The sequence below is a fragment of the Huintestinicola sp. genome, from assembly GCF_051882455.1.
Lineage (GTDB): Bacteria > Bacillota > Clostridia > Oscillospirales > Ruminococcaceae > Huintestinicola.
This window is the reverse complement of sequence record NZ_JBJERV010000092.1, coordinates 25643-46872: the sequence shown is the minus strand read 5'-3', so window position 1 is coordinate 46872 and position 21230 is coordinate 25643. Positions and strand designations below refer to the sequence as shown.

Genomic DNA, 21230 nt, shown 5'->3' with positions numbered 1-21230 from the left:
ACCTGATTTTCATTAACACGCAACAAATTCTCGGGAATTTTTGTCAAGTTTTTTGGGCAGTTCATTCATAAAGCGTCTGTTTTGTAACCTTTGACAACATTATTGCGAAAGACCCAAAAGCATTTCTGCATTTTTGTGTAAAATGCCCTGCCTTTCCTCCTCGGAAATGGGTGTCTCCCGAATGAGCCGTATATCATCGGCAGGGTCGTTCCAGGGGCTGTCCGAAGCAAAGAGGACCCTGTCCGCGCCGAATGCCGAAATGAGCTCCGCCATTTTATCGGGTGAAAGCCTGCCTGCCGCATAAGCGGTGTCCACCCAAAGTCCCTCAGCGCCCGCAAGAAGCTCTGCAGCCCTGTCCTCAAGGCAGTTCCCGCCCATATGAGCAAGAACGAATCTCACTCCGCTCACTTTGTCCAGGACCCTCGCCATTCTCTCGGGGGTAACGTGGATATCTCTCGGCGAAATGCAGTCAAGACCCGCGTGCATAACGCAGATAAGCCCGTATTCGCCGCAGCGGCGGTAGATCTTTATCATACGCTCCTCGTCCGCATAAAAGCCCTGGAAATCCCCGTGAAGCTTTATGCCCTTGTGACCGCTCTGCGCCAGAGCCTCAAGCTGCTCCTCGAAGGTATCGTCGGGAAAGAAGGCGCCGAAGGGGATGATCCTCGGGTCTTTTTTGGCAAATTCCCCTGCCCATTCGTTGATGCTCTTTGGCTGGGAGGGCTTTGTGGCAACGGGGAGCAGAACGGAAATATCCACTCCCGCCCTGTCCATACTGTCTGTAAGCCCCTTTGCGGTGCCGTCGGAATACATTATCTCGGGAAATCCCATATCAGCCTCGTGAACAGCGCCTACAAGCCCTGCCATAGCGCGCTGTGCCAGAGCGTCGGGAAATGCGTGGGTGTGAAAATCGATTATCAAAAAAATTCTTCCTTTATCTTTTGCTTTTTTTGTGGTAGCTGCCGAAATCGAACTTGGTAAGACCGCATATAAAGTCCATCATCTCGCCGCTCATTCTGAGCAGGGACTTCATAGTTTCCTCGTCAATTTCAAGGGGAATATCGGCAGGATACCTTGTTTCAATGTAGTATCTGTTCAGAACTGCGCTTTCGTCCAGCCACTGAACGAAGCTGCTGTCCATCATAGCAGCCTGCTTGCACAGCCATGTAAGGTTGTGACCGTCAAGGAGCTTTCTGCTTTTAAAGAGGAGATACCCCTTCAGCGCCTTCTCGATGCACTGCTGACAGTGGAATGCGGCGGTGTAATAAAGCTTAGGCTCGGGAGCCAGAGCCTCAGCCGCCATCATATCAAGGGACGCGTGGTAGATCCAGTCGTAATACCGCTTGCTGTCGCCCTTTTTAGGTCCTCTTGACATAGAGCAGTTCACCGCCGTTCTCGACTCTGTATGCAAACGAGCAGTCGTCCTCGGCGTGCTCGTTCCAGTCTGTAAGGTTGTACACGATAAAATCGCAGGGCACGGGGCAGTCGGTCTTCAGGAGCAGCCTTGTCTCCAGAGGACCCGCGCTCACGCTGTCGGGGACCACAACGCACAGCTTGAAGCCTGTAAGCTCACCTTTGGAATTTTTCTTCTCGGACACCAGGTATATCATACAGGGGTCGCATAAAGCGGTGATATCCCGTGTCATCTGAGCGATTATATTTTTTCCCTCGGGCATACACATTCCTCCCATTGAATAAATATACAAATTTTTATATTGTAATTATACCACATTTCGCACAAAAAGTCAACCGTTTTTCGGTATTATATTTGGTAAAAGGGTTAGATTTTTTCCGTATCCGACTACCGGAGAACTATAAAAAAACAGCCGACTCATAAAGCCGGCTGCATCTGTAATAAAATAGTATCTCAAGGCTGTCTTGAAGTCAGGAAACCCACCGCCCGTTCAATGCTGTCCCGGGAATTGCCCCAGTCTGCGTCCTTGCCGGAGCTGCGGTAATCGTACATGGAACAGAATTTGGAAACGTCCTCGTAAAGGGCGTTCATATAGTTTTCGGTAAGCTGTCCGCAAAGCTCGTTAAAGCTGTCAAGCTCCTGCTTTTTCAGGTAATTCGGAGCAACAGACTGCAGAAGGTCAAAGTGGGGCAGACAGATAAATTCCTGTTCCGAAAGGAGCTGTCTTGTTCCCGGGTCTCCGAACATCTCAAAAAAGGTCCTCATGAGCCTCTCCATGCCCCAGTCTATCTTTTCGCATACAAAGCAGCTCTCATTTATCTCCGAAAGCCTTTTCTTACGGGCGTTTTTCGGCTCAAACAGCTTTTTTCGTGAAAAAAGCTGCCCCCTCGTTTCATCTAAATGGGTCTGCAGCATAAGCGCCAGGGACAGGCGGTTTTTCTGCTTCAGCATCTGAGAAAAATGCACCGAGCAGAAGCCTGCGCGGTTTGTCTCAATGCGCACATCGGGCTCCATCATCGCCGCACCCATAATATACTCCACCGTCCTGCTCTCCAGCATATTCCTCATGCGGCATATGGGGCAGCCCTCCTTAGGCTCAAGTATCTCGCTTATGGGAATGGTAAGAATGCTCTCTCTCATAAAGATGACCGTCCTTTATTTTGAAATAAGAATAAGGGTGCCCGCGGTGATAAGCACCGCCCCCAGCAAAGTTTTCGGAGTAAACCTCTCGTGTAAAAACACCGCCGCAAGTATCAGGGTAATTACCACGCTCAGCTTGTCCACAGGCACCACCTTTGATACCTCGCCGATCTGGATAGCCTTGTAATAGCATAACCATGAAGCTCCCGTAGCAAGCCCCGAAAGGATAAGGAATATCCAGCTTTTGCGGGAAATATCTGAAATACCGCCCTGTCCCTTTGTGAGAAATACCATTCCCCACGCCATGATGAGCACCACCACAGTCCTTATGGCAGTAGCAAGATTTGACTCCACATTTTCAATGCCTATCTTGGCAAGCACCGATGTGAGGGCGGCAAACACCGCCGACAGCAGCGCAAACAAAAGCCACATAAGGCTCACCTCTTGTTAATAATAATATACAGCCGAATAATCGCTGCCCTCGCCTATATACTGTGACACCTGCGCTTTGTCTGAAGCGCTTGCGTAGAAGGTGGGGTCAAGCAGCTCCCAGCCCCCCTTGTCAAGGAACAGGTCAACGGTTATCCAGCCCGTCTCCTCGGTGTATATCTCGTTCCAGGCATGGTAAACGTCCCCGCGGACATAGCCCATCACAAGCTTTGCGGGAATGCCCTGAGAGCGGCACATTGAAGCAAAAAGTGAAGCATAGTCGAAGCAGATGCCCTTGCCGCTCTCGAGAGTGGCATCGGGGTCGGGGATATATCCGCTTTTGACATTTGCCGCCAGCTCCTTGTCATAGGTGATGTGGCTCGTCACATAATCAAACATCGCCCCGGCTTTTTCAATAGTACCCGTTTTGCCCGCACAAAGCTCCGCCGCCTTGTAAACGCAGTTGTCCGACTGACTGTAATTTATGTACTGAGATGGCAGCAAAAAGGGCGCCAGCTCATTTTTTATTGAAGCCTCGAAGTCCATATCCATAGCAATGGCATAGGTCTTTCCCGAAACATTTTCAAGCACCTTTATATTGTACGTACCGCTGCCCGACTGCAGGGGAAAAACAGTGCCCTTGGGGTCAAGGTCATAGTCATATACCGCCTTGCCCTTGGTGATGCGCACCTTTACCTTTTGGCACTCACCCTTGTAGGAGACCATGACCACTCCGTCGCAGGCAGATGTGATATCGGCAGCGGCAAGGTCGTTCTGGAGCATTTTCTCACCCGTAAAGCTGCCCGTTTTTATTTTGGGAACCACCACCTTTGCAGGCTTTTCGCCTACAACGGCTGACAGAGTAGTCATGGACGGCTCTGTCTCGGGAGGAAGGTTCTCGGAAGTCTCCGAGCTTAAAAGCTCCGAATATTCCGTCTCGGTGATGATCTCCGAAACGGGCGGCTCTGTCTCGGTGACAATAGGCGATGTTTCCGTTTCACTTTCGGTCTCGGAAATTTCGGAGGAGCTTTCCGATGCTTCGGATATTTCGGAAACGTCCGAAACCGTCTGAGACAGCTCCGAGCTCACGGCAGATGTATCGCTTTCGGCAGACGAACTCACCATAGTATCGGCAGTTTCGGGCATTGAAGAGCTACCCGAAACGGCTGAAAAAGTCTCGGAAGATACCGCCGAAGTCTGCTCAGCGCTTTCATTCCCGTTCCCGCAGGAGCACAGCAATACCGCCGCACATAAAGCCGCAATAATATTCCTCTTCAAACCATCACCGCCCTTCTGCCGACATTATCCCATTTTGTTTAATTATACCATATTTAAAGCTGATTTGTCAAGCAGCAGACTGAGCCTGCCACCGCTCGTTCTATAGTTTGTTTGGACAGCAGACAGGCGGCTCGGTAACGATACAAATATTTATACTAATAACCAATTAACCTATGGACAAAATACGGCGGCTATAATACGCCAACTCTGCGTCAAACTCCCTTGCCGGGCGACAGCCCGCCTGCGGTCGTTTTCCTTGATTTGTCGTATTCTATCCACCGTCTTTATCCATAGAACAATTGGTTATTAGTATTAGAAATATCGTTCTGCTGCAAAATCTATCGGCGCGGAGACAAAGCAGAAGTTCCGCACAAACTGACAGCGCGACCTCGCCGCGGGGCGTCCCCCGCAAAAATCCCCTTCCGCACAGCCCGCAGGCATATGCAGAAGGGGATAACCGTTTCCTGAACGAATAATTTTATTTTATCTTTTCAAAATCCACAGCACCATGCTTGCAGATAGGACAAACGAAATCCGCAGGCAGCTCCTCGCCCTCGTAAACATAGCCGCAGACCTTGCATACCCAGCCTGTTTTCTTCTGAGCGGCAGGACGGGGCTTGACATTCGACTGATAATACTCGTAGGTCATGGAAGGCTTGTCCGAAAGCACCTCGCCGTCGGTCATCTCCGCAATGAACATGGTGTGAGTGCCCAGATCGACTTCCTTTACGACCTTTCCCGACATAAAGGCATTTGCATATGCGCTTACATAAAGCAGACCGTTGTCCGCATACTTGGGAGCGAACTTGTATGAGTCGGGAGTGCCGAACTTCATGGAGTCTCTGCCGCTCTGAAAACCGAAGTGCTTGAACAGCTCAAAGGGAGCGGTCTGGTCAATAACGGAAACGTTGAATTTGCCCGTGTTCTTTATCATATCATGGGTGAGATTGCCTTTGTTGACCGTAACAGCTATCTGCATAGGGTCGCTTGTAAGCTGAATAACTGTGTTAACGATACAGCCGTTGTCCTTGTCGCCCTCCGATGCGGTGAGAACGAAAAGACCGTAGGATATTTTGTAAACCGATTTTTTGTTCATAAAACTTTTCCTCCTGAAAATAAATTTACTCCGAAAGCTCTCTGACCGTGCATACCGCATGAGCGGAAACGCCCTGTCCCGAGCCTGTAAAGCCTAATTTTTCCTCCGTGGTCGCCTTGACGCTCACAAATGAAACGTCTATCCCCATAGCCCCCGCCAGGGTCTCTCTGATAATATCCATATGAGGCGCAAGCTTGGGGTTCTGACAAACCACCGTGCAGTCAATGTTGTACGGCGCAAAGCCCTTATCCCGAAGCAGCGCCGTAACCTGCTTTAATAGTTCAATGCTGTAAGCATTTTCCCATTCGGGGTCATTGTCGGGGAAATATTTTCCGATATCCCCCAGCGCACAGGCACCCAGCAGTGCGTCCATTACCGCGTGGGTGAGAACGTCCGCGTCCGAATGACCCAGAAGCCCGAAGGAATAGGGTATCTCCACCCCTCCGAGAATGAGCTTTCTCCCGGGGACCATCTTGTGAACATCATAGCCGTGACCTATCCGTATCATGCCCCGCTATCCTTCCTTTCCAAAGCCCCGAGAATGGCGTCTGCAATAGCCATGTCCTCGGGAGTGGTTATTTTAATGTTCCTGTAATCGGAAGCCGTGAGATGTATCTTGCCCCCCACCGCCTCCGCCAGCTGGCAGTCATCGGTAAAATCAAGCCCGTGGTCTCCCGCAAAATTCACCCCGTCAAAATAAAGCTTTTTCTTGAATATCTGAGGGGTCTGAGTGATAAAAAGCCTGCTCCTGTCGGGGGTGTCGGTGACAAATCCCCCATCCGCCTGCTTAATGGTGTCCTTTACGGGAACAGCAAGCGCCGCACCGCCGAAAATAGAAGCGTCCCTTATGCACTGCCTGATAAACTCTGCATTAACAAGAGGTCTTGCCCCGTCGTGAACGGCAATGAGAGAGGTCTCCCTTGACACCTTCTTCAAAGCGCTTACCACCGACTGCTGACGGGTCTCGCCGCCCTCTGCGCAGCCTGCAAACTTGGTAATGCCATATATCATAGCGATATTTTCGATCGTATCTATATCCTCGGGGCGGGCGGAAACGATTATCTCGTCTACTTCCTCAAGCCCCTGAAAAACCATCATCGAACGGGCAATAACGGGGACTCCCCGAAGAAGAGCGAGCTGCTTGTTAACGCCCTCCATACGCTGAGACCTGCCGCCTGCCGCAATGATGACCGAAACCCTGTCCATACTGAATTTATCCTTTCGTTTTTGGGGTAACGATTATGTCGGGGGGGATATTTCCCCCCGCATAGCTGTAATGAACCGTAAAATTGTCATATTCTGCCCTGATCCCGTAATTCTCCTCAAGGTAATCAAGGCTCTCGGGATAAGCCCCCTCCGCCGCATAGCAAAGTGCCGCAGCCTTGGAAATGCTTTCCTTTATGCTGCTCTGCCTCAGTTCTTCATTGGCGCTCCGGGAATTTGACAAAGCTATCAGCGTAAAGACCGCCCCCGCACCGAATATGAGCAGGGGAGCGGCGGAAATTTTCCTTTCCCGTTTTCCCGTCCAGATGTTTTTCATAGCCTGCCTCTTTCCCTTGACTTCTCAGTCTTTTTCTGCTCTTTTATCCTGAGCTTTTCGCATCGGGTCAGAGCTTTCCTTCCCGAAAGCGTCAGGTGATGCTCTCTGCACAGAGCGCAGTTTCCGTGCCTTTCACATTTTGTTCTTTTGCAGGGACAGTTCATATTTTCCATATCCGATAACTTCCCGAAAAAATCAGAATTTGCCGCTTGAATGACCGCCGCCGCCGCTGCTGCTGTCGGATGAGCGCTTAGTCCTTGTTACCTGAGAATAGAGGAAAATGTCACGGGAATTTGTAAGCTTAAAGCTGCCCTGACGGATATAATTATTCGCCATAGACTCGGCACGTGTAGTCTTCATATTGCCCTTCATCACAAGCACCGTAATGAGACCGATAAGCAGACCGCAGCCGATGCCGATGGGAATGGCAAAAGAAGGCTCTTCATTGGGACCGTTCTCCTCCACATATTGAATTTCAAAAAGGACCTTGTCGGCATACTTGTCAAAAGCGTCGTAATATCTTCCGTCCGACAGATATGGCTGCAGCTCCTCCGCCATATCATCGGTGATGGACTGTATCATAATCTCATTGTACATTCTGCCGAAGGAGTAAATGTCATAATCGCGGTATTCCATAGAAACCATATATATAATACCGCTGCCGTCAATGCCCGCGTTAAGGCTGTCTTTAAGATACTCGGTATATTCCTCGGCGTCCATACCGTCCATGCTGTCGGTAGTATAAATGATAATGTCATGATCGTACATACTGGCAATGCTAAAAAGCTTCTCCTCAAGAGCGGTCTCCTCGCTCTCCGACAGGAGATCGCCGTAATCATAGACCTTGTATTCGCTTTCCGCAGAAACGGTCATGCCCCCCGCGAGCATTGCCGCAGAGCAGGCAAGAGCGCAGAAAGCCCCCAAAAACTTCTTCATAGGCTCACTCCTCCCTTCTGCCGGCTTTGTCAACAGCGTGAAGGACAAGTGACACCGCCGCAGATGTGCAGAATGCGACCAGAAATGCCGCAACAGCTTTTTTAAACATAAGTGTACCCTCCTTTATACGCCGAGAAGCTTTAGTATTATCGCCAGCAGAACGCCCGAGGCTGCGGATATCGCCGCAAACATTCCCCAGAATCTCGCCCATGAGATAGGGAGCTCGCCCACAAATCTTCCCGTCTGACCGTTCATAGCAAAGGTGTAAAGCTTTCCGTCATACTTTGCGGTCATAAGCCACATAGGCAAAAGCGCGTAATGTATCTGACCGTTTTCAAGGGATATGTTTGAGTTTTCCACCATAACGCCCATATATGTATCGGCGGTCTCCCTGAAAGCAAACTCAACGCTTTCCTTTATGCGCTCATCGGCTCTCGGGCGGCTGTCCTCGGCGGAAACATCGTATTTGTCCGCAAGGTATCCCGAAAGATAAGCAGGGTTAAAGGCAGCGGCACCCGAAGGGTCAAAGGGCTCTATAGCCTCGGTTATCTCCTTCTGCAGCTTTGTAGTGCCGTCAACGGGAACATGGTCAAATTCCATTGAGCCGTCTCTTACCAGCATATAGTGGTCTGTCCTTGTAACGTCATAGTCCCCCTCGGTCCAGTGAGCCACCCTGTGAGCCCTGAAACGGAAATGTGCCTTTGCGCCGCAGTCAAAGAGCCAGTAGGGAACATACATACCCTGAACGCTCTCGATTCGGTGGGAGGACATAAAGTTTCCGGGGAGCAATGGGCGCTTTTTGCAGAACTCCTTAAACTGAGCGACAGCCTTATCCTTATCCACCTTAAAGGGGATAACATAATCGGGCTTCAGCATACCGTCAAACTTGTCGTTCACCACAAATGGACTGTCGCAGTAGGGGCAGGTGGTGGCGCCAAGGCTCCTGTCGCCTGTTATCTCAGCGCCGCAGGAGCCGCAGGTGTAGGTGCATATATCGCCCTCAAGACCCACGGTAGTCTCCGACACCGTGCTCCAGTTCATATCGTCTGAGGACTGTTCGTTTCGTGAAAGCTCGCTTACAGCCTCCACATCAAGCTCGGTCCCGCAGTATTCGCAGGACATTTTCTGCGCTTCCGAGGAGAAGGTCAGCTCCGCTCCGCAGCAGGGGCATTTGAATGCGGTCACGCTCATAATCACATTACCTCTTTTCTCTATGACGAAAGGAATTTTTTTCTTTTATATTTTATCATACTTTTCTAATTAAGTCAACATAAATTATGGCAGAATAGATAATAAAACAGTATGACCCGAAGCATATTCGTTGACATTTCGGAGCAAATGTGCTATAATAATGACATTAACAAAAAAGGGTGGTCTAAATGACATTATTTGTAAACTGCTGTCCCAGAAACGGCTCAAGAACGAAAATGCTTGCCGACAAGCTGCTTATGAAGCTTGGAGAATATACGGAGATATGCCCCGGAAAGGATGGGCTCCTTCCTCTTCACAGGGAAAGGCTGGAGCGCCGAAACGAGCTTATAGGACGGGGTGAATACTCAGACCCTGTGTTTGACTATGCAAAGCAGTTTGCCGCCGCCGATACCATTGTTATCGCCGCCCCCTTCTGGGATCTGTCCTTTCCGTCCGAGCTGAAAATATATATCGAGAATATATACGTCACAGGTATAGTATCCCGATACGGCAGCGACGGCAGACCTGAGGGGCTGTGCAGAGCGGACACCCTGTATTATGTCACAACAGCGGGTGGACCCTATGACGGCAGGTACAGCTTTGATTATATAAAGGATATGGCTGAAAACTATTTCGGTATAGGCAGGGCGGTGCTGATAAAAGCGGAAATGCTTGATATAGAGGGAAATGACCCGGAAATAATACTTGCGGAATGTGCGGAGCAATATCATCTTGACTGAGCGAATATTTTGCCAAATTGTAAAAAATTACAAAAGGCAAAAAAAATCCCGATTTTTTCTTGTAACTTCTGAGGAAATGTTGTATAATTATACTCGGATAAATTTTTGGTTGTCGGCGCAATCGTATTGCGCCCGGAAACGGAGGAACTAATATGATGACTGAAAGTCAGAAGTCGAAGCTGGCGGAATACACGGCAGCGAAAGCTCCATGCCCCGCAAGAGAAAGACTCTCGGCTCTTTTTGACGACGGCGTATTTACAGAAACAGCGACCGGTCGGAGCGCAGGAGGAGACCCCTCGGGCGTTGTGACCGCTTACGGATATATCAACGGCTGCCCCGCCTATGCCTTTTCTCAGGACAGCACATCGGCTAAGGGCGCTGTAAGCAGGGCACACTCGGAAAAGGTGTGCAGAATGTTCGACCTTGCCGCTAAGAACGGAGTTCCCGTTGTGGGTATCTACGATTCCTGCGGTGCCTTCATCGAGGACGGCGCAGACGCACTTAACGCATACAGCGATATGCTCCTTGAGGCAGGAAATCTCTCGGGTGTAGTTCCCACAGTTTCGGTCATAGCAGGAGTCTGCGCAGGCAGTATGGCAGTTGTTGCCGCAGCTGCCGATTATGTGGTAATGACCGAGGGCGCAGAGCTTTACGCCGCTGTGGGCGGAGACTCTTCCGCAAAGGCTGCCGCAGAGAGCGGAGTTGTATCGGCTGTTGCGGAAAATGATGCCGCAGCTATGGAGAGCGTTCGGAAATATCTCTCTCTTATGCCTCAGAATAACCTCTCTCCTCTCCCCGAATTTGAGTTTGACGCACCCGCAGCCGTTTCCTTTGAGACCGCTTCGGACAGCGTTATGAGCATTGCCGACGAGGGCAGCGTTCTTGAGCTTCGTGCAGGCTTCGGAAAGGCTTCCATGACAGCCCTCTGCACCATCGGAGGAACCTCCGCAGGCATTGCTGCTGTAGGTAAGGCATCGGACAAGCTCACCGCAGACGACTGCGCTAAGCTCGCAGGCTTTGTACGTCTCTGTGACGCATTCTCCATTCCCGTTGTTACCGTTGTTGACACCAAGGGCTTCGATATGAGCGGAGCAGAGTCCGTAAGGGCTGCCGCAAGGCTTTCGGGCGCATATGCAGACGCCACCTGCGCAAAGATCGCAGTGGTTAGCGGAAAGGCATACGGTGCGGCATTTATCGCCTTCGCAGGCAGAAACGCCGCAGCAGATCAGGTGTTTGCTCTTCCCGGGGCAGTCATTGCTCCCGTTGACCCCGTTACAGCCGCAGAATTTCTGTATCATGATAAGCTCAAGGGCGCTTCCGACCTTGCCGCAGAGCGCAATAAGGTCGCAGCCGAGTACGCCGAGAATGAGGCTTCCGCATTTGCCGCAGCAGAAAAGGGCGCAGTTGATGATGTTATCGCTCCCGAGAGCGTAAGAAGCGCAGTAATGGGCGTGCTGGACATTACCGCAGGAAAGCGCCTTAACAAGCGCCTGCCCAAGAAGCACAGCGTTCTTCCCCTCTGATAAAAATAAATTAACCGAAAGGTCTGATAAAAATGAAGAGATTTAATATTACTGTTAATGGAAAAGCATACGATGTAGCTGTTGAAGAAGTGGGAGGCTCCGCACCCGCAGCAGCACCCGTTTCCGCGCCTGCTGCTGCCCCTGCACCTGCCGCACCTGCCGCTGCTCCCGCACCCGCAGCAGGAAACGGCACTCCCGTTAAGGCACCTATGCCCGGAAATATCCTGGATGTAAAGGTAAGCGTTGGCGACAGCGTTACAACAGGTCAGGTTATCGTAGTCCTCGAGGCTATGAAGATGGAGAACGATATCGTGGCAAACGCTACGGGCAAGATCACCTCTATCACCGTTAAGAAGGGCGATACCGTTAATTCCGACGATGTTATCGCAACCATTGCGTAAAGGGAAAGGAACGGTTTTAGTATGGCTAAGGTAAAGATCACCGAGACCGTCCTCCGAGACGCTCATCAGTCCCTTATCGCAACGAGAATGAGCATAGATGAAATGCTCCCCATTATGCAGGAGATGGACAAGATAGGCTATTACTCCGCCGAGGTATGGGGCGGCGCCACCTTTGACTCCTGTATCCGCTTTCTGGACGAGGACCCCTGGGAGAGACTGAGGGTCATCAGAAAGGCTATGCCCAACACCAAGCTCCAGATGCTTTTCAGAGGTCAGAATATGCTTGGATACCGCCATTATGCCGATGATGTTCTGGAATACTTCGTTCAGAAGACCGTGGCTAACGGCATGGATATTATCCGTATTTTCGACGCCTTAAACGATATCAGAAACCTCCGCACATCTATCCGCGCGGCTAAGAAGGAGGGCGCACACGCACAGGTGGCTATGTCCTTTACCCTGGGCGATGTGTTCACCGACGAGTATTACGTTAACTACGCAAAGCAGTGCGAGGAGGAGGGTGCCGATTCCATCTGTATCAAGGATATGGCGGCTCTTATCACTCCTTTCAGAGCGGCTTCCCTTACAAAGGCGCTCAAGGAGAACATCGGCATTCCCGTTCAGCTCCACACCCACTACACCTCGGGTCTGGCTTCCATGTGCCTCTTAAAGGCTATCGAAAACGGCTGTGACGCAGTTGATACGGCTATGTCGCCCCTTGCTCACGGCACATCTCACACCCCTACAGAGTCTATGGTAGCGGCTCTCCAGGGCACAGAGTATGACACAGGTCTCGACCTTGTGAAGCTCACCGCTATCCGCGATTATTTTATGAAGCTGCGTAAAAAGTACATCGACAGCGGTCTTCTCGACCCCAAGATGCTTGCTGCGGACGCAAACGCCCTTATTTACCAGGTTCCCGGCGGAATGCTCTCCAACCTTCTTTCCCAGCTCAAGCAGGCAGGCAAGGAGGACCAGCTGGAGGAGGTACTCAAGGAGGTACCCAGAGTACGTGCGGACGCCGGAAATATCCCTCTCGTTACCCCCTCTTCCCAGATCGTGGGCACTCAGGCGGTTTTCAACGTTATCAACGGCGAGCGGTATAAGATGGTAACTAAGGAGTTCAAGGACGTGGTAGCGGGCAAGTACGGAAAGACCCCCACACCCATCGACCCCGAGTTCAGAAAGTCCATTCTCAAGGGCGAGGAGGCTATCGAGTGCCGCCCTGCCGATCTGCTGGCTCCCGAGCTGGACAAGCTGAGAGAGGAGTGCTCCGAGTGGCTCGAGCAGGAGGAAGACGTTCTCACCTATGCTATGTTCCCCAAGGTTGCGCCTAAATTCTTTGAGAAGCGCCGCAACAAGAAATACGGCATTGACGGCAAGAACTCCGATCCCGAAAAGAAAATTCATATGGTTTGATATTATAAATGAAATGTCCCCCGAAATGTGTTTCGGGGGATTTTTTTGGTACGTGAAAAAAGGGCAATGCCGTACAAATTCATACGGCGCTGCCCTTCAAATATTACTGTGCAGCTATTTCCTCTGCCAGAGCCTCGGTCTGAGCTATGGTTTCTGCATTTACGGCAGAATTTATTTTAACGATATTCTCGGAAATGATAACGTCCTTGCAGCCTTCGAAAAGCTTTTTCATTGCGTTTGCCGCTGTGGGAGCCCAGGAGCCGTTTTCTATGAGATAGACCTGCCTGCTCTTATAGCCGTGGTCGGCAAGGTCGGTTATAAAGTCTCTCATAAAGGGGAACACGCCGCCGTTGTAGGTGGTGGAGGCGCAGACCAGCTTCTTATACTTGAATGCCATTGCCAGGGCTTCTGCTCTGTCGCAGCGGGCAAGGTCCATTGATATTACGGGGCAGCCCTTTGCGGAAAGCTTTTCTTCAAGGCAAAGCGCCGCTTTTTTTGTGTTTCCGTAAACAGATGTATATGCGATGAATACGCCGTCGGTCTCGGGCTCGTATGCTGCCCATTTTGTGTAAAGCTCAAGGTAATGGGGGAGGTTTTCCGAAAGCACAGGGCCGTGGAGGGGGCATATTGTGCTGATATCAAGCTTTGCCGCTTTTTTCAGCACTCCCGATACGGGCATTCCGAACTTGCCCACAATGCCGTAATAATAGCGTCTTGCTTCGCTATCCCATTCCTCTTCGCTGTCAAGTGCGCCGAATTTGCCGAATGCGTCGGCGGAGAAAAGGACTTTAGCTGTGCTGTCATAGCTCATTATTACCTCGGGCCAATGGACCATGGGGGCGGTTATGAAGGTGAGGGTGTGCTGTCCCAGGGAAAGGGTGTCATTCTCGCCCACTATGATTCTTCTGTCGGCATAGTCGGTGCCGAAAAAGTTCTTCATCATGGCGAATGCCTTCTGAGAGGACACTATCACAGCCTGGGGATATCGCTCCGCAAAAACGGCGATATTGGCGGAATGATCCGGCTCCATATGGTGGACTACAAGGTAATCGGGCTTGCGTCCGTCAAGGGCTGCTTCAAGATTTTCAAGCCACTCTGCTGTAAAGCCCCCGTCTACCGTGTCCATTACCGCAGTTTTTTCATCTTTTATCACATAGGAATTGTAGGACATTCCCTTGGGAACGCTGTACTGTCCTTCAAAAAGAGGGTCAATATGGTCATTTACGCCTATGTATGCTATATCCGATGATATTTTCATAATATCTCGTCCTTTCTGCAAAATACTCTATATTTATTATGCCACATATGCGCTGTATTGTCAAGAAAAAACGGGTATCATACCCGCGTATGATACCCGAAAATTTGTATTATTTTACTGAACGGACTTGAGTGAAGCGTCTGCTTCCTGAACGAGCATATCAACAACTGCGGAAATTTCCTCTCTGTTGGATGCCCACTCTACGCCGTGGAGCGCTGCTCTGAGGCCGATCTCGTCGCCGCCGTCGGTGGTGAGAGATGCAACGTCGGTGGATACGCCTGTTGCAAGGTCAACAACGGGATACTGACGGGCAAGGTCGTTGATCTCCTTGTTGATAGCAATAAGCTCCTCGGACCACTGGTAGTCTGCAATTGCCTTTGCATCGGCAATTGCGATAGCCTCGTCACTTGTATTTGCAAGACGTGTGCAGTCTGCAAAGAGTCCTACGCCCTGGGGGTTGCCTGCGCCCTTGCAGAGTACCCAGCCGTCAAGTGTTGCGCCCTGATAAGGATCGGAGCCTGCGGGGGAGGGAACGGGTGCAAGTCCCAGGTTCTCGGGAGCAATGCCTGTTGCCCAGGTGTCGGGGTTGGACTGTACGTGCCATGCGCCTACGATGTAGAAGAGCTCTCTGCCTTCACCCATGAATGCAGGCTGCTCGTTCCAGTCAAAGAGAGATCTGTCCATTACGAGACCTTTGTTGTAAAGGTCATACATCCAGTTCATTGCCTTTTCAACTGTGGGATCCATAAGGTTTGTTTTAAGAGAACCGTTTTCGGAGGTAACGGAGGGTACGCCTGCGGAAAGGAACAGAGCCTTTTCTGACCAGTAGCCGTCAAGTCCCCACTGGTCGGCATCGGGGTCGCAGAACTGCTCAAGCATTGATGTGAAGGTATCCCAGTTCCACTCGCCTGCCTTGTAAAGCTCCCAGGGATCGTCAAAGCCGTTTTCTTCGATGGTCTGCTTATTGTAGATAACTACTGCCTCGGCGGTTACGTCATTTACGATCTCGTAGTGCTTGCCGTTGAAGTTGTAGATCTCCATTGCGTCCTTAACGTCTGCCCAGAGCTCGGAATCCATATCGATATAATCATCAACGGGCTGGAACATTCCGTTGATAACACCCTTGGGGAGCGCTGCGGTATCGCAGGGGAAGAAGTCTACTCCGTCGCCGCCCAGAACGTGGGTGGAGAGGTCGGAATATCTTGTATTCCAGGTGGTGGGGATATATTCAATATTTCCGCCGTACTTGCTCTTGAAGAGGGTGATGTTTACTGCCTCGGAGTCGCCCTTGGAAGTTGAGGGGTTGATGTCGTAGTGAGCAAGCCACTTGATGGTCTTGTTCTCAAGCTCAACGTCACGGAGCTTTTCATTTGCCAGGTCGTCGAGAGTTTTCTGGTCCTCTTCGGCGTATGTAGCTGTGTTCAGCTCAACTGTTGCTGCTGTGGTGGTCACAGCTGTAGTATCGCTGGTGGATGCGCCCTCTCCCTCGGAGCCGCCTCCGCAGGCGGTAAGTCCAAGTGTGAATGTCAGGGCGGAAATGCCTGCGATCGTTTTCTTGAAATTCTTCATATTGACCTCCTAAAATTTGCGGAAATCTCCGCCTGCTGCAAAGACGGAAACGTTTCGCATTATGCGCTTTATGCGCATTTGATTATAAATAATTGCAATATAATTTTATCATTTTTTTCTTTTACTGTCAATGACGTTTATATCAATATTTTTTATTTCACTTTGTGCATTTTAAATAGTTAAACGTATAAGTTAATGTAAAAAATCCCGATAAAAAGTAAAAAACGGCAAAGCCCGAAGGCTCTGCCGTTTTAATATTTTACGATTATTCTTCCTCGGACTCGGCAGCTTCGCCGTTTTCCTCGAGAACTGCTCTGATGGAGAGGCTGATGCGCTTCTTCTCGGAGTCGATCTCGGTGATCTTGGCTGTTACCTCGTCGCCTACGGAGAGAACGTCCTTTACGTTTGTTACTCTCTTGTCTGCGATCTGGGAGATGTGGATAAGTCCGTCGATGCCGGGAATGATCTGTGCAAATGCGCCGAATGCGGTGATGGATACGATCTTGCAGTTAACTGTGTCGCCTTCCTTATACTCGCTTTCGAACTTGACCCAGGGATTGTCCTCGTCCTTCTTGTAGCCGAGAGAGATCCTGCCTGCTTCCTTGTCCAGATCCTTTACATATACCTCAAGTGTATCGCCTACGGAAACTACCTCGGAGGGGTGCTTTATTCTGTCCCAGCTGAGCTCGGAAATGTGAACCATTCCGTCGATGCCGCCGAGATCTACGAATGCGCCGTAGGAGGTAAGAGACTTGACCTCGCCCTTGAATACGTCGCCCACCTGAACGGTATCCCAGAACTTTGCCTTTGCTGCATCTCTTTCTGCGCTGCGAACAGCTTTGATGGAGCCTACAGCCTTGCCTCTCTGCTCGTTTACTTCGATAACCTTGAACTTAACGGTCTGCTTGAGGAGCTCCTCAAGCTTCTCGTCTCTTCTCATAGTTGCCTGAGAAGCGGGGATAAATACTCTTACGCCGTTTGCAAGAACGATAACGCCGCCCTTAACAACGCCTGTAACAGTACCCTCGAGGATAGTGCCCTCTTCCTTAGCCTTGGCAAGCTCGTCAAGACCCTTGAGTGCGTCGACCTTCTTCTTGGAGAGCTGAACGATGCCCTCTGCGTCATTGATCTTGATAACGATAAGATCGACCTCGTCGCCGACTTTAACTACATCCTCGGGCTTCAGAGAAGGATCATCTGTCAGCTCGGACAGAGACACATAGCCTGTGTGCTTTGTACCAACGTCAACTATAGCTTCTGTGTTGTTTACAGCAGTTATGTATCCTTTCACCCTGTTACCGGTATATAATCTTTTGAAAGAAGCGTTGAGCGCCTCCTCAAAGTTAAAGTCCTCGTCCATATTTTTGATAATTTCGCTCATCTGGTTTTTGACCTCCTTGATAATAGATGCCGGGGTGGACGCTCCGGCGGTGATACCTATTCGGATATCACTTTTATTAGAAAAGCCTTTCGGCATTTTCAGCATACTGAGTTCTCCAGGGCTTTCTGCGTGAAAGCAAGTCCCGCAAAGCCCGCTGCATATCCGAAAGAGCTTAACGGTATTGGAGCTGTGCCGCCCGCCGACTACGATCATTATATCGCTTTCGGAGGCGAGCCTTGCCGCTTCCGCCTGTCTTTCCGAGGTGGCACTGCATATGGTGTCATAGGTCTCGGCGTTCTCATAAAAGGCGGCGATACGGACGCAATTTTGCCACATATTTATATTATACGTTGTTTGCGGCATAATTGCAACCTTTTTTTTTGAATTTTCAAAATTTTTTTTCAGAAAAGCTTCAAGCTCCTCGGGATCTTGCAAAACATATGCTTTGTTTTGGCAGTGTCCTGCTATTCCTATCACCTCGGGGTGAGTTTCATCGCCCATTATGATGATGTCCTTACCCTCGGCGGAGCATTTTGCGGCGGTGTTCTGTATGCGCTTCACAAAGGGACAGGTGCCGTCGGAATAGGGGATACCTCTTTCCTCAAGCTCTCTGTACACATCCCTGCCTACTCCGTGAGAGCGGATAATGACCTTTTCGTCCTTTTCTGCCTCGGCGGGGGTGTTTATGACGCGGACGCCCTTTTCGGCAAGGTCGTTCACAACGGTGGGGTTGTGGATTATCTCTCCCAGAGTAACTGCCTTGAAGCCGTGTTCTATTTCATTATACACGAGTTTTACCGCTCTGTCAACACCAAAACAGAAACCTGCGGTCTTTGCGGCGGTAATTGTGAATTTTTTCATAATTTTCACACCGTCTTTATGTGTATTATTGCCATATTTTCAGGGGTTATTCAGTGCTTTCGGCAGAATTTTCCTCCGTTTTCGGTCCTTCGACCAGCTCGGTTATGGCGTCCATAATGACGGATTTTACTTTCTTCAGATTTTTTGTGTCTCCGTCTCCGATGTCAAGCTCCTCGGACTTTATGAGCTTTCCTATTTTCAATGTGAGCTTGCTGCGGAAATGGAGCTTTTCGCCCTCGAACACTATGCCCATGGGGAGAACGTCCGCGCCCGATCTTGCGGCGATAAGGGCAACGCCTGTTTTTCCTCTGCCCACCTTATTCTCCTTGGAACGTGTTCCCTCTGGGAAGATGACCACGTTCCTGCCGCTCTCCAGTATCTCAACGCAGTCGTCTATTACCTTCATGTCTCCTGCGCCCCTTTTGACGGGAAACGCGCCTAAGAAGCGGATAAATGCGCCGAAGAGCTTGTTCTTGAAAAGCTCCTCCTTTGCCATATAGGTGACGGGTCTTTTCATGGGCATGGTTATGACCACGGGGTCGGCGTAGCTGCGGTGGTTGCAGGCTATGATAACGCCTTCCTTTTCGGGGACGTTCTCCCAGCCCTCTATTTTAAAATTGTAAAACAGCTTATATATGCCCATTACGGTATATCTGACAAATGCGTTCAAGTGAGCTTACCGTCCTTTACAGAAGTTTTTTTATCATACCGATGATCTTATCCACCGACTCCTCAAGGGAGAGCGATGTGGTATCGCAGAGCACTGCGTCCTCCGCCTGCTTTAAGGGGGCTATGGCACGGGTGGAGTCGTCGTGGTCACGCTTTATTATGTCCGCAAGCACTTCCTCATAAGAAGGTGCATCGGGCTTGTCTTTCAGCTCCTTAAATCTTCTGTCGGCTCTTGCCTCGGGGGAGGCGGTGAGGAAGATCTTCAGGTCGGCATTCGGCAGGACTACGGTGCCTATGTCCCTGCCGTCCATGATAACGTTGTTTTCACGGGCAATTTTCTGCTGGAGCTCAAACAGAAAGGCTCTTACCGCAGGTATCGCCGAGACCTTTGAGGCTGCCATTGACACCTGGGGGGTGCGGATCTTATCCGAAACGTCCTCGCCGTTTACGAAAACGTGCTGAACGCCCTCTATGAACCGCAGCTCGGGGGTTATCCCGGGCAGGAGCTTTTCCACATTTTCTGGAACGCTCACGTCTGCGCCCTTTGAAACAGAGTAGTATGCCACAGAGCGGTAGAGCGCTCCTGTGTCAACATATATAAATCCCAGCTCGGCGGCGGCTTTCCTTGCAATGGTGGATTTTCCCGCGCCTGCGGGGCCGTCTATGGCAATATTGATGCTCATTGATATCTCTCCTTAATACGAAGCGTCCGCTCCGTTTATATCGTCAAAAATAACGGGTACAAGCCCTTTCAGCTCGCAAAGCAAAGGAAGAGCGACCTCTCTCATCTGAGGGTGGGCGCGCTCGGAGGTGCGGAGCCTGAAAAAGTGGCGCCATTCGCGGAGGTTCATTGTTACGACCAGCTCCGTTTTTACGGAATTGGGCAGTATGCTCCTTGCTTCCTCGGGCTTTGCTCCCAGCGAGATAAGCTTCCCATAGGCGTTTTCTATCTCCTGCATGGTGTTCTTCCAGACAGCGTATTTCTCCTCGTCCTCAGCCCAGAAAAAGGGGCGGATAAAGGTTATTTCATTTCCGAATTTGTCCTTGGAATAGTTGCAGTAGCGGGTGCTTTCCTGGCTGTAGCTTGCTATTCTGTGGCGGACTATCTCGTGGGTAACGCCGCGGTCGCAGATAAATCTTACGGTTATCTTTTCGTGCTCGAGGACGGATTCATGACCCGATTTAAGTATCATTCCCACGAATTTCTCCGCAGAGCCGTCTGTTATCCTGTCCTCGCTCTTATAGCATACTCTGCCGCAGAGCTCTATATTGCGGAGCATTTTTGCCCCGTCTATCTCCGATAATATCTCATGAGAGGGTGCGATAATTTTCATCAAGGTTCTCCTTTTTATACATAACGGTCTCGCCGTCGGGGGTATCGTCGGGAACGGCAGTATAGCCGCAGCTGAGACAGCATTTTTCGGCGGCGGTGTTTGAGCTATATACGTGCATTGCGGCGGTGTTGATGCCCTTTTCGATGAATATCTCCTCCGCAAGGCAGATACATTCACGGCTCACTCCGTGGCCTCTGAACTCGGGGGCGATGACAAGCATGGATATCCAGCCGCAGTCTCCGCTTTCAAGTCCGCAGAGCTTCACCCAGCCCGCAGGCTCGGAGCCGTAATATATAATATAGTCCTCCTCGTCGCCGTCCTCGCGCCACTGCTCGAAGGCTTCGTCCCAGTCCTCGATGTCAAGCTCGCCCGCTCCAAGCCTGTCAAGAAGCTCGGTGCGGTTGTAAAGGTCGCAGAGGAAGGGCAGGTCGCCTCTCGTTACCTCCGCAAGGCGCACCTTCCGGTTGCAAAGCTCGTTTGTTACCTTGAGAATGGGGTAGCCCTGCTCATATGGCTTTACGATGGAAGGATTTTTAGCTGCTTCCGCAAAAATTATATCGGCAAGCCCGTTGTCAAGCTCCTCAACAAGGACGTTCAGGGGCTTTTTATACAGGTCGGGGCAGACGGACGCGATGGATATCACCCTTGCGCCGTTTAGATCCATAACTCTGTAGGGCCAGATGCGGCAGTCAAAGGGCTTATTGTCCCCAAGGGTACAGCCTGTTTTCGGGTCGAGGGCGGGACAGCGATAAAGCTCGTCTGCCTCGTCCCAGCAGTCCTCCATATTGAATATATAGCCGCCGTTTCCGCCCTTTGAGACCATTTTCAGGTCGGGGCGCTCCGCTGTGAGCTTTGTATACAGCTCCCTTGTGATAACGGGGGTCTCCCACACATCGTATTTGTCAAAAATACAGCACAGACGGCATTTTGCGCAGGTTTCGTTTGAAAGAATGTTCTTTAGCATAAGTCATTTTCCTTTTCATTTTATTTTTGGGAATATTGGCTTGCCTGCGGGATATACTAAATTAAAGCCGTGATACGGCATAAATTT

General features: G+C 50.6%; 24 protein-coding genes. 4 read left to right on the top strand and 20 right to left on the bottom strand.

Translation table 11 applies throughout. From position 1 onward, the window contains the following. Positions 1 to 99: 99 nt before the first annotated feature. The 13 genes from ACI4J0_RS11400 to ACI4J0_RS11340 all read right to left on the bottom strand — a co-directional run bounded on the left by ACI4J0_RS11400 (position 100) and on the right by ACI4J0_RS11340 (position 9024). Positions 100 to 921 carry an amidohydrolase family protein gene (locus ACI4J0_RS11400; protein WP_439765933.1) on the bottom strand — a complete coding sequence of 274 codons (822 nt, stop codon included), beginning with the start codon at positions 919 to 921 and terminating at the stop codon, positions 100 to 102. Between the two features lie 13 nt (positions 922 to 934). Then, on the bottom strand, positions 935 to 1375 hold the full coding sequence (locus ACI4J0_RS11395) for a HEPN domain-containing protein (RefSeq protein WP_439765932.1): 441 nt from the start codon (positions 1373 to 1375) through the stop codon (positions 935 to 937). Beyond that, a complete protein-coding gene (locus ACI4J0_RS11390) occupies positions 1359 to 1676 on the bottom strand; it encodes a hypothetical protein (RefSeq protein ID WP_439765931.1) in 318 nt (105 codons plus the stop codon). The genes ACI4J0_RS11395 and ACI4J0_RS11390 overlap by 17 nt, the downstream gene beginning before the upstream one ends. Positions 1677 to 1867: 191 nt before the next feature. Then, positions 1868 to 2554, bottom strand: coding sequence for a DUF6062 family protein (locus ACI4J0_RS11385; protein ID WP_439765930.1), 687 nt, complete (start codon positions 2552 to 2554; stop codon positions 1868 to 1870). A 15-nt stretch (positions 2555 to 2569) separates the two neighbouring features. Further along, complete coding sequence (locus tag ACI4J0_RS11380) at positions 2570 to 2986, bottom strand: EamA family transporter (RefSeq protein WP_439765929.1); 417 nt, start codon at positions 2984 to 2986, stop codon at positions 2570 to 2572. A gap of 15 nt (positions 2987 to 3001) precedes the next feature. Further along, positions 3002 to 4261 (bottom strand): transglutaminase-like domain-containing protein, encoded by a 1260-nt coding sequence (locus ACI4J0_RS11375; RefSeq protein WP_439765928.1) that lies wholly within the window; start codon positions 4259 to 4261, stop codon positions 3002 to 3004. 478 nt (positions 4262 to 4739) lie between these two features. Further along, positions 4740 to 5357 carry a flavin reductase gene (locus tag ACI4J0_RS11370; RefSeq protein ID WP_439765927.1) on the bottom strand — a complete coding sequence of 206 codons (618 nt, stop codon included), beginning with the start codon at positions 5355 to 5357 and terminating at the stop codon, positions 4740 to 4742. A gap of 25 nt (positions 5358 to 5382) precedes the next feature. Then, positions 5383 to 5865, bottom strand: a complete 483-nt coding sequence (ispF, locus tag ACI4J0_RS11365; protein WP_439765926.1) for a 2-C-methyl-D-erythritol 2,4-cyclodiphosphate synthase — start codon at positions 5863 to 5865, stop codon at positions 5383 to 5385. After that, positions 5862 to 6563: a 2-C-methyl-D-erythritol 4-phosphate cytidylyltransferase gene (gene ispD, locus ACI4J0_RS11360; protein ID WP_439765925.1), complete on the bottom strand. Its 702-nt coding sequence runs from the start codon at positions 6561 to 6563 to the stop codon at positions 5862 to 5864. The genes ispF and ispD overlap by 4 nt, the downstream gene beginning before the upstream one ends. Positions 6564 to 6570: 7 nt before the next feature. After that, positions 6571 to 6897, bottom strand: coding sequence for a hypothetical protein (locus tag ACI4J0_RS11355; RefSeq protein WP_439765924.1), 327 nt, complete (start codon positions 6895 to 6897; stop codon positions 6571 to 6573). Then, on the bottom strand, positions 6894 to 7070 hold the full coding sequence (locus ACI4J0_RS11350) for a hypothetical protein (protein WP_439765923.1): 177 nt from the start codon (positions 7068 to 7070) through the stop codon (positions 6894 to 6896). Before ACI4J0_RS11350 ends, ACI4J0_RS11355 begins: the two co-directional genes overlap by 4 nt. 22 nt (positions 7071 to 7092) lie before the next feature. After that, on the bottom strand, positions 7093 to 7833 hold the full coding sequence (locus ACI4J0_RS11345) for a TPM domain-containing protein (RefSeq protein ID WP_439765922.1): 741 nt from the start codon (positions 7831 to 7833) through the stop codon (positions 7093 to 7095). A gap of 123 nt (positions 7834 to 7956) precedes the next feature. Continuing rightward, positions 7957 to 9024, bottom strand: coding sequence for a hypothetical protein (locus ACI4J0_RS11340; protein WP_439765921.1), 1068 nt, complete (start codon positions 9022 to 9024; stop codon positions 7957 to 7959). Positions 9025 to 9212: 188 nt separating this feature from the next. Here ACI4J0_RS11340 and ACI4J0_RS11335 point away from each other — a divergent pair, with 188 nt between their 5' ends. The 4 genes from ACI4J0_RS11335 (at position 9213) to ACI4J0_RS11320 (ending at position 13107) form a co-directional block, all read left to right on the top strand. Continuing rightward, positions 9213 to 9764: an NAD(P)H-dependent oxidoreductase gene (locus tag ACI4J0_RS11335; RefSeq protein WP_439765920.1), complete on the top strand. Its 552-nt coding sequence runs from the start codon at positions 9213 to 9215 to the stop codon at positions 9762 to 9764. A gap of 152 nt (positions 9765 to 9916) precedes the next feature. Further along, the gene (locus ACI4J0_RS11330) at positions 9917 to 11287 is read left to right on the top strand and encodes a carboxyl transferase domain-containing protein (RefSeq protein ID WP_439765919.1); all 1371 of its coding nucleotides are present in this window, start codon (positions 9917 to 9919) and stop codon (positions 11285 to 11287) included. 32 nt (positions 11288 to 11319) lie between these two features. Beyond that, on the top strand, positions 11320 to 11688 hold the full coding sequence (locus ACI4J0_RS11325) for a biotin/lipoyl-containing protein (protein ID WP_439765918.1): 369 nt from the start codon (positions 11320 to 11322) through the stop codon (positions 11686 to 11688). 21 nt (positions 11689 to 11709) lie between these two features. Next, positions 11710 to 13107, top strand: coding sequence for an oxaloacetate decarboxylase subunit alpha (locus ACI4J0_RS11320; protein WP_439765917.1), 1398 nt, complete (start codon positions 11710 to 11712; stop codon positions 13105 to 13107). 103 nt (positions 13108 to 13210) lie between these two features. Here ACI4J0_RS11320 and ACI4J0_RS11315 read toward each other — a convergent pair whose 3' ends face one another. The 7 genes from ACI4J0_RS11315 to ACI4J0_RS11285 all read right to left on the bottom strand — a co-directional run bounded on the left by ACI4J0_RS11315 (position 13211) and on the right by ACI4J0_RS11285 (position 21143). Beyond that, a complete protein-coding gene (locus ACI4J0_RS11315; protein WP_439765916.1) occupies positions 13211 to 14365 on the bottom strand; it encodes an FprA family A-type flavoprotein in 1155 nt (384 codons plus the stop codon). Between the two features lie 114 nt (positions 14366 to 14479). Continuing rightward, on the bottom strand, positions 14480 to 15934 hold the full coding sequence (locus ACI4J0_RS11310) for an ABC transporter substrate-binding protein (RefSeq protein ID WP_439765915.1): 1455 nt from the start codon (positions 15932 to 15934) through the stop codon (positions 14480 to 14482). 265 nt (positions 15935 to 16199) lie between these two features. Beyond that, positions 16200 to 18176, bottom strand: coding sequence for a bifunctional 4-hydroxy-3-methylbut-2-enyl diphosphate reductase/30S ribosomal protein S1 (locus ACI4J0_RS11305; RefSeq protein ID WP_439765914.1), 1977 nt, complete (start codon positions 18174 to 18176; stop codon positions 16200 to 16202). Positions 18177 to 18222: 46 nt separating this feature from the next. Continuing rightward, on the bottom strand, positions 18223 to 18846 hold the full coding sequence (locus ACI4J0_RS11300; protein WP_439765913.1) for a lysophospholipid acyltransferase family protein: 624 nt from the start codon (positions 18844 to 18846) through the stop codon (positions 18223 to 18225). A gap of 16 nt (positions 18847 to 18862) precedes the next feature. Next, positions 18863 to 19528, bottom strand: a complete 666-nt coding sequence (gene cmk, locus ACI4J0_RS11295) for a (d)CMP kinase (protein ID WP_439765912.1) — start codon at positions 19526 to 19528, stop codon at positions 18863 to 18865. A gap of 12 nt (positions 19529 to 19540) precedes the next feature. Next, positions 19541 to 20179 (bottom strand): FAD-dependent thymidylate synthase, encoded by a 639-nt coding sequence (gene thyX, locus ACI4J0_RS11290; RefSeq protein WP_439765911.1) that lies wholly within the window; start codon positions 20177 to 20179, stop codon positions 19541 to 19543. Then, entirely contained in the window at positions 20154 to 21143 is a 990-nt protein-coding gene (locus tag ACI4J0_RS11285) for a GNAT family N-acetyltransferase (protein WP_439765910.1), read from the bottom strand. The genes thyX and ACI4J0_RS11285 overlap by 26 nt, the downstream gene beginning before the upstream one ends. Positions 21144 to 21230: the final 87 nt, after the last annotated feature.

Coding starts and splice junctions, on each gene's coding strand:
- ACI4J0_RS11395 (WP_439765932.1), bottom strand. CDS start 1,375: ATGTCAAGAGGACCTAAAAAGGGCGACAGCAAGCGGTATTACGACTGG.
- ACI4J0_RS11390 (WP_439765931.1), bottom strand. CDS start 1,676: ATGCCCGAGGGAAAAAATATAATCGCTCAGATGACACGGGATATCACC.
- ACI4J0_RS11385 (WP_439765930.1), bottom strand. CDS start 2,554: ATGAGAGAGAGCATTCTTACCATTCCCATAAGCGAGATACTTGAGCCT.
- ACI4J0_RS11380 (WP_439765929.1), bottom strand. CDS start 2,986: ATGTGGCTTTTGTTTGCGCTGCTGTCGGCGGTGTTTGCCGCCCTCACA.
- ACI4J0_RS11370 (WP_439765927.1), bottom strand. CDS start 5,357: ATGAACAAAAAATCGGTTTACAAAATATCCTACGGTCTTTTCGTTCTC.
- ispF (WP_439765926.1), bottom strand. CDS start 5,865: ATGATACGGATAGGTCACGGCTATGATGTTCACAAGATGGTCCCCGGG.
- ispD (WP_439765925.1), bottom strand. CDS start 6,563: ATGGACAGGGTTTCGGTCATCATTGCGGCAGGCGGCAGGTCTCAGCGT.
- ACI4J0_RS11355 (WP_439765924.1), bottom strand. CDS start 6,897: ATGAAAAACATCTGGACGGGAAAACGGGAAAGGAAAATTTCCGCCGCT.
- ACI4J0_RS11350 (WP_439765923.1), bottom strand. CDS start 7,070: ATGGAAAATATGAACTGTCCCTGCAAAAGAACAAAATGTGAAAGGCAC.
- ACI4J0_RS11345 (WP_439765922.1), bottom strand. CDS start 7,833: ATGAAGAAGTTTTTGGGGGCTTTCTGCGCTCTTGCCTGCTCTGCGGCA.
- ACI4J0_RS11340 (WP_439765921.1), bottom strand. CDS start 9,024: ATGAGCGTGACCGCATTCAAATGCCCCTGCTGCGGAGCGGAGCTGACC.
- ACI4J0_RS11335 (WP_439765920.1), top strand. CDS start 9,213: ATGACATTATTTGTAAACTGCTGTCCCAGAAACGGCTCAAGAACGAAA.
- ACI4J0_RS11330 (WP_439765919.1), top strand. CDS start 9,917: ATGATGACTGAAAGTCAGAAGTCGAAGCTGGCGGAATACACGGCAGCG.
- ACI4J0_RS11325 (WP_439765918.1), top strand. CDS start 11,320: ATGAAGAGATTTAATATTACTGTTAATGGAAAAGCATACGATGTAGCT.
- ACI4J0_RS11320 (WP_439765917.1), top strand. CDS start 11,710: ATGGCTAAGGTAAAGATCACCGAGACCGTCCTCCGAGACGCTCATCAG.
- ACI4J0_RS11315 (WP_439765916.1), bottom strand. CDS start 14,365: ATGAAAATATCATCGGATATAGCATACATAGGCGTAAATGACCATATT.
- ACI4J0_RS11310 (WP_439765915.1), bottom strand. CDS start 15,934: ATGAAGAATTTCAAGAAAACGATCGCAGGCATTTCCGCCCTGACATTC.
- ACI4J0_RS11305 (WP_439765914.1), bottom strand. CDS start 18,176: ATGAAAAAATTCACAATTACCGCCGCAAAGACCGCAGGTTTCTGTTTT.
- cmk (WP_439765912.1), bottom strand. CDS start 19,528: ATGAGCATCAATATTGCCATAGACGGCCCCGCAGGCGCGGGAAAATCC.
- thyX (WP_439765911.1), bottom strand. CDS start 20,179: ATGAAAATTATCGCACCCTCTCATGAGATATTATCGGAGATAGACGGG.
- ACI4J0_RS11285 (WP_439765910.1), bottom strand. CDS start 21,143: ATGCTAAAGAACATTCTTTCAAACGAAACCTGCGCAAAATGCCGTCTG.